We start from the raw sequence: 7,147 nt of genomic DNA, 5'->3' as shown, positions 1-7,147 counted from the left end.
CAAAATGCATATCACAATAGAGACAGTATTGAAAAAATGTTTAGATGACTCAAAACTCAAACCAACTTAAATAAAAACTATTCATACACTGATGGAGTTTTAGAATCTAAAACATTTCTAACCTTTATAAGTGGTATTGTAAGAGCCTACATAATGTATTATTGCAAAGATTTAATAGCAAGAAAGAGAAATGAAACATACAACACAATAATTAATGAATTGACCAAAATTGAAGTGACAAAAATATCAGATACATATCTTCGTAGAAACGCATTTACAGCAAAACAAAAAGAGATTTTAAACGATCTTGAATTAGATACGAATCAACTTTTGCAATATGTAAATTCACTAAATTTAAGATTAAAAAAATAATGATAATTGCTGTTAGTATAATTTTTTACCGAAAGTTTAGATCATACACAAAATTTTCCTAATATACTCATTTTTGAGTATATTAGGCAAAAAGAAAAAACTAAGCAAGCTTAGTTTTTGAGACTTATTTTAGATTCAGTACCTTGAATGAGTCTTTTAATGTTTGTATGATGCAATGCAACAATAATTATTGCACTAATTAAGAATAATACACCGCTTATAAATCAATAGGGTTGCAGATTTGCGTATGCAATATTGTCGCTATGATTTATAAAGTTTAATCAGTGTCCAACAACACCTTGTGTAAATCAAGGAACAAGAGCTAAAGGAGTGATTACTATTACAGTACTCAATGATGCGAGTGAAACTTTTCTTGTATTGAGTGCTACTGAGAAAAATGTAATAAATGCAATAATTCAAAGAATAGGGTTAACAACAAGAATGAATGCAGATGTACAAGCTACACCTTTTCCGCCTTTGAACTTAAAAAATACAGGTCAGCAGTGTCCAATTATTACTCCAAAGCCTATTATTTGAGGACTCATTCAGTAAAGTGAAGCAAAAGAAGGGAATGCGTGATTTTCTAGAATTGCAAAAAGGAGTGTTGGTATAACTACTTTGCTAAAATCAATGAAATAAACGGCTAAAGCAAATTTTTTTCCATAGGTGCGTAAAGAATTAGTTGCACCAGCATTTTGACTATAATGATTTCGAACATCATCTTTTTTAAATCTGTGTGAAAGAATTATTGAAGTGTTAAACGAACCAATGATGTAGCCAAATATTAATAATACAAAATTGAGACCAATGATGGCTCAAATTTGATTGCTTGTAGTTGGATAATTAATATACATTATTTTGAACTTTGGTAAAGCATTAATTTTGGATTGCTTCTATAACCACGACCTTCTTTTGCTTGTGGTTTGCCATTTAATATAACTGCATCAGCAGAGAAAGAAACAACAGGTTTAAAAATTGCTTGACCTACTCCATAAGCATCAACGGGAGCTTTAGCTTTTTCGAATTTTTCAATTTTGTCTGCATTAAATCCACTTGAAACAACAATTTTTACATGATTTGCACCAGCTTTGTCAAGTTCTTTACGTAGGCGTTTAATTTGTTCAGGGTTAACACCATAAAATTCTTCATTATCAGGTTCATTATCAAACATATGGTCTTTCATATTTTTTGCAGTGTCGATTCTCACACCTCAAAGTTTGTCACCTACAGCTTCATATGAAGCAAGCGAGTCTTTGATCACGTCGTTGTGATAGTCAACTAATGAAATTAATAAATCTTCAGGGAAAATTTGATGATACGCTTTAACTGCAGCTGCTGTGTCTCCATTAAAGTTTTGAATTAAACAGTGAGGCATTGAACCAAATGTTGATTCAGTGTGCATAACGTTTTGTGCATCAGTAGACATAGAAGCACAACCTGCAAGTTGAGCAGCACGACCATCAACTTCTTGCATCATTCAGTGGTCGGCTCTATCACCCATATAAATTATGTCTTTACCATTTGCAGCATTTACACAATTACGTGCATTGGTTGCTATGTTTGAAGAGCGAGTTAATATTCCATCAATCATACCTTCTCAAATACCAAAGTGTTGATATTGGCCTTCTAATTCTAGTACAATTTCACGGTTATTTACAATTGTACCCTCAGGGATATATCTAATTGTGTATTTTGATGTATCTGTATTTTGCTCAAGAAGCATCAATGCTTCATCCATTCCAGCAAGCAAGCAATTATCAGTTCTTTGGAAAAATTGAAGCTTAATTACGTTGTTTGGATTCATTTTTTCAATAATTTTTTCTGTTTTGTGAAAGTATGAAGAAATATATTTATGATATTTGTTCATTATACCCCCTTGTGTTATTATATTTTTAATTATATAATAAAAAGTGGCTAAATAAATGTATTAATTTGTGTAAATATTTGCTTATTTGTGATTTGGAATTTACTTATACACACATTTTTGAGTATGTTAGGGAAATTATTAAATAAAAAAAACTTGCGTAAGCAAGTTTGGTAATTGTAAATTATATGGTGCTCGAGACAGGATTTGAACCTGCATGCCTCGCGGCACTAGATCCTTAGTCTAGCGTGTCTGCCAATTTCACCACTCGAGCGTGCGTTATTATTTTATCATATGTTGCAAAAAAGTAAAATAAAAACAAAAATAACCTATTAAGGTTATTTTTTGATTTATTGAAATTAAGCAAAGAAGTTTTTTCTTGCTTCTTGTTTTGTTTCTTGTGAAGCAGCGAAAGGAATTCATGTTGTATATTTCATTCTTGAAGCAACAATCATTTTTGTAGGTCATTCATTAACTGAACGATTTCAAACAAATACTGAATCGTTGTATAGATCTCTACATGCAGTAATTTCTTTTTGAAGATATGCATTTTGTTGCATTGCTTCTCTAATTTCTCCATGAGCTTTTAAGTCAGGGTAGTTTTCAATTTGAACATTAATTGCACGTGATAATAAACTTGCTTGAGCATCGATTTCACCTCTTGTAGCTTCAGAAACACTGTTTCCTGAACGAAGAGCAGCAATTTGAGTCATTGTTTTTTGGTCTAATTCAATAGATTTTTCCACTAAACTAGCAACGTTGCTCAATACTTGAACTCTTTGTTCAATGTAGTTATCGATTTGTGAAGCGTTTGCTTGGATTTTTTGTTCAAGTTGAGCAAAATAGTTTTTAGCAGCTATTTTTTTGAAAAGAAATACTAGACCAGGAATAATTAATGGGAATCATAAGAAAAATTCAAATAATATTGATCCTCATCCTGTTTTAATTTCAATTCTTTTGTTAATAACATTAACGTCGTGACCTTGTTCTAAAATTGGTCCATTCATTTCATCTAATTGGTTTGCCATTTTTTTCCTCCTAAATTATTGTAATAATAGCATTTTTTACAAAATATGTTCTTTTTTTGTCTGCACTTGATACATTGTCTATGTTTGCATCAGTATTTAGCATAACTTCATTATCTAATTTGACTTTTGTATCTAAATTTGTTCTGGTGCCTAAATCAACATCTATGTCTAAATCTGCACCTGATCTTGAATATAATGGTAAAGTTTTGTATGATTGTCAAAACTGTTCAACTTCTTGTTCATAAGATTGCTCAATAGGGAATGAGTTTAATGTTTGTACTCTGGCTGCTGATTGATTTTTTTGCAAGATATATTCAGTTCAATGAACTGGAACATCATGATATCTACCATCACCACCGAGAACTGATATGTATGAAACTCGTTCGATCATATCGTAACCAAAAGAATTTACTTCAACAACATCTCCGCTTGCATCAGTAGATATTGGTTTTACGTTTAGAATTACTGGTGTTTTAACATCAGGATGCTTGAATAAATTCGAAACTTTTGTAAGGTTATTTTCGTATTCAAGTCAATTAGATTTATTGTTTGTTCATTCTTCGTAGATAAAATCACTTGTTTTGGTTTGTTGGAAAATTGGAATTGAGAAGTAAAGAGCAAAACTAAAGTAAAGATCTTTAAAGTAGTTAAAAGCTTGTGATTTAAATTCGTTTAATATATTATCATAGCTAAACATTGTTCAATAGATATCCATGTTTTCTTCAAATTTCATTTTTTGCATATGTTCAGCAATGATCATAGCTAATGTACCGTCTTTAACAAAATCATATTCATCTCCATAACCAATAGTTTTGTCTTGTAATAAAGATAAAATATTTTTTTGAGCCAATGGTGTGAATAGCAATCTATATTGAGCCTCGTTATTTCTAACAGGAACTTTTCAAAAGCTTTCAAACTCCATATTTGTAAGTGGAGTTATTCCGGTATCTTTTTTATATTCTTTTGTTGTTTGTTTAATTAATTTTTTCTTTTGTCCTTCACTCAACATGTTTATTTGCTGACATGCTCGTTCAAACTTAAGTTCTGGAGCTGCTTGAGTACCAAATAGCAATGTTGTTGGTTCGTCATAGTAAGGACAAGGTTTTGTGACAGAAGCGTGTAGTGTTTGAGTATGTGTTATTGAACGGTTGTTGCTCGTAGATACTCAAGAAATTGTTAATGTACCTGTATATGTTTTGGTTCGCATTTCGTGTTCAAGCATTCTTGAAAAAACGAATGGATTTCCATAAATTGAACCCGATTGTAAACTAATAACACAGTTTTCTTCAGTTTTAACTTTATCAAAACTGATGTTAAATTGTTTATTCATTAATGCTATTTGCTGGTTAGTCAAATTTGGATATAGCTTAATAAAAGGCATTGTTTGCATAAACATTTTTTGCAATACGCCCCGTTTAAATAGTGAAACAAGTGGCAAGACTTGTTGGAATGCTATTGCTTTTTCATGCTCATATTCTTTACGTTTTTGAGCATATAGTGAATCTACTTGTTTTCTTCGAGGACTAATAACCCCTGCAAGAACACCAATCGTAGTTATTATCCCTACTATAGAAAGAACAATACCAGCAATTAAGCCTCCATTCACTTCTGATGTTTTTGAAAGACCAATTATTAATGAACAAAGAATCAGCACACTAATACTAGTACACAACATTACAATGGTAAATATTTTTCAGTTTTTTAGATTTCTGATACGTTTTTCAATATCGTCTACTTGTCTTTGTAGTTGATAAACTTTTTGAGATTGAAGTCTATTCTCTTCAATATTTATACCTGATCTTTGTGTGTATTCATCGAAACAATTATCAACATTTTGAATATGTTGATTTTTATATTGCTCATATTCACTCAATGGTTCATCAACATATTTAATATCGTTTTCAGCCATTTTACCTCCTCATTAACTCTTAAATAAATTAATGCAAACTAATTTTACATATTAATATTAATATAAATAATAAATTAAGATATTTAAATAAAAAATCTCACAATTGTGAGATTAATTATCAATATTTGTTTTCAGTATTTTTAGGAAAGCTTCTTGAGGTACTTCTACAGAACCAAGCATTTTCATTCGTTTTTTACCTTCTTTTTGTTTTTTTAGGAGTTTTTGACGTCTAGTTACATCACCTCCATAAAGTTTTGCAGTAACGTCTTTACGATATGCTTTAATTGTTTCACGAGCAATGATTTTTCCACCTATTGCTGCTTGAACAGGAACTTCAAAGTTTTGTCGCGGTATTGCTTCTTTAAGTTTTTGAGTCAATTCACGAGCACGCGGATATGCGTTATCTCGGTGAGTGATTATTGTGAAAGCATCAATTTTATCGCCATTGAGTAGAATATCTACTTTTACAAGTTCAGTTTCTTTATAACCAAACAAATCATATTCAAAAGAAGCATAGCCTTTTGTTGAAGATTTTAAGCGGTCAAAGAAGTCTACAACAATTTCAGCAAGAGGCATTTCATATGTTATTTTGCTTCTATTTCCATCAAGTGTTTCCATATCGCGATAAATGCCTCTTTTGGCCTGACAAAGCTCCATAACATTTCCGATGTACTGATCTGGCACAATTATTGTTGCAAAAATATAAGGTTCTTCAATGCGGTCAATGTATGTTTTATCAGGTAAAAGTGCAGGATTAGAAATCATTTCTAAAGTACCATCAGTACGATAAACTTTGTATTCAACAGATGGTGAAGTAGCAATAACACTGATTTTATACTCACGATTCAGTCTTTCTTGCAATATTTCCATATGTAGCATACCTAAAAAACCAACACGAAAACCAAATCCTAATGCTTTAGATGTTTCTTGTTCTCAAGAAATTGAACTATCTGAAAGTGAGATTTTTTCTAAACTCTCTTTAAGCTCCATATAATCACGTGTATCAATTGGATAAAAACCAGTAAAAACAACAGGTTGTTTTTTCTTGTAACCTGGTAAAGGTTTTTCAGCAGGATTTTCAACAAGAGTAATTGTGTCACCAACACTGACTTCTTTTGCATCACGAATTGTTGCGGCAACTCAACCAACTTCACCGGCCTCTAAATATTCTTTTTTAACTTCTCAAGGACTTTTAACCCCTAATTCAGCAACTTGATTAATTTTTCCATTAGACATAAATTGGATTTTGTCGTTGCGTGAAAGTTTTCCTTGCATAATTCTCACAAGCATCACAACACCACGATATTCATCGAAATAAGAGTCAAAAATTAATGCTTTTAATGGTGCATCATCTATTGCATTTTGAGGCGCAGGAATATATTTTTCAATTGCTTCAAGGACTTGATCAATATTTATCCCTGTTTTTGCTGAAATTGCAACAGCATTATCGCAAGGCAAACCAATAACTCGTTCAATTTCGGCCTTTGTTCTTTCAATATCAGCAGAAGGCAAATCAATTTTGTTTATTATTGGAATAATAGTTAAATTATTTTCGAGAGCTAAATAAACATTGGCTAAAGTTTGTGCTTCAATACCTTGAGTTGCATCAACAATCAATAATGCACCTTCAGTAGCGGCAAGTGAACGTGAAACTTCATAAGTAAAATCAACGTGGCCAGGTGTATCAATTAAGTGAAAAATGTAGTCTTTGTATTTAATTTGGACTGCATTTAATTTAATTGTGATTCCACGTTCTTTTTCAAGATCCATTGTGTCGAGAATTTGTTCTTCTAAATCACGTTTGGCCACTGTATTAGTTAATTCTAAAATTCTATCAGCCAGTGTGCTTTTACCATGATCAATATGCGCAATGATTGCAAAGTTCCTAATTTTACTTTTATCCATGTATTAGTCTCCAAAATGTATATAATTTCAAAACAATTTATATTTAATTATAATATCACAAATTTAATG

General features: G+C 31.3%; 6 protein-coding genes and 1 tRNA gene. 1 reads left to right on the top strand and 6 read right to left on the bottom strand.

The genetic code is table 4. The features are described 5' to 3' along the window. On the top strand, positions 1–372 hold a 372-nt coding region (locus E1I18_RS03730; RefSeq protein ID WP_170218529.1), incomplete at its 5' end, for a hypothetical protein. A gap of 110 nt (positions 373–482) precedes the next feature. Here the strand turns inward: E1I18_RS03730 and plsY are convergent. The 6 genes from plsY to lepA all read right to left on the bottom strand — a co-directional run bounded on the left by plsY (position 483) and on the right by lepA (position 7,078). Continuing rightward, complete coding sequence (gene plsY / locus E1I18_RS02775) at positions 483–1,226, bottom strand: glycerol-3-phosphate 1-O-acyltransferase PlsY (RefSeq protein WP_141484078.1); 744 nt, start codon at positions 1,224–1,226, stop codon at positions 483–485. Next, on the bottom strand, positions 1,226–2,239 hold the full coding sequence (locus E1I18_RS02770; RefSeq protein ID WP_141484077.1) for a nicotinate phosphoribosyltransferase: 1,014 nt from the start codon (positions 2,237–2,239) through the stop codon (positions 1,226–1,228). The genes plsY and E1I18_RS02770 overlap by 1 nt, the downstream gene beginning before the upstream one ends. Before the next feature lie 186 nt (positions 2,240–2,425). Beyond that, positions 2,426–2,510, bottom strand: a tRNA-Leu gene (locus E1I18_RS02765). A gap of 85 nt (positions 2,511–2,595) precedes the next feature. Further along, on the bottom strand, positions 2,596–3,264 hold the full coding sequence (locus tag E1I18_RS02760; protein WP_141484076.1) for a LemA family protein: 669 nt from the start codon (positions 3,262–3,264) through the stop codon (positions 2,596–2,598). A gap of 10 nt (positions 3,265–3,274) precedes the next feature. After that, on the bottom strand, positions 3,275–5,173 hold the full coding sequence (locus E1I18_RS02755) for an MAG1210 family protein (protein ID WP_141484075.1): 1,899 nt from the start codon (positions 5,171–5,173) through the stop codon (positions 3,275–3,277). A 111-nt stretch (positions 5,174–5,284) separates the two neighbouring features. Continuing rightward, the gene (gene lepA / locus E1I18_RS02750; RefSeq protein WP_141484074.1) at positions 5,285–7,078 is read right to left on the bottom strand and encodes a translation elongation factor 4; all 1,794 of its coding nucleotides are present in this window, start codon (positions 7,076–7,078) and stop codon (positions 5,285–5,287) included. Positions 7,079–7,147 lie beyond the last annotated feature (69 nt).

Origin of the sequence: Mycoplasmopsis mucosicanis, from assembly GCF_006546935.1 — a bacterium.
In the GTDB taxonomy this organism is placed as follows: domain Bacteria; phylum Bacillota_I; class Bacilli_A; order Mycoplasmatales; family Metamycoplasmataceae; genus Mycoplasmopsis; species Mycoplasmopsis mucosicanis.
Note: the sequence above shows the minus strand (reverse complement) of the source record. Positions and strands in the feature narration are given on the sequence as shown.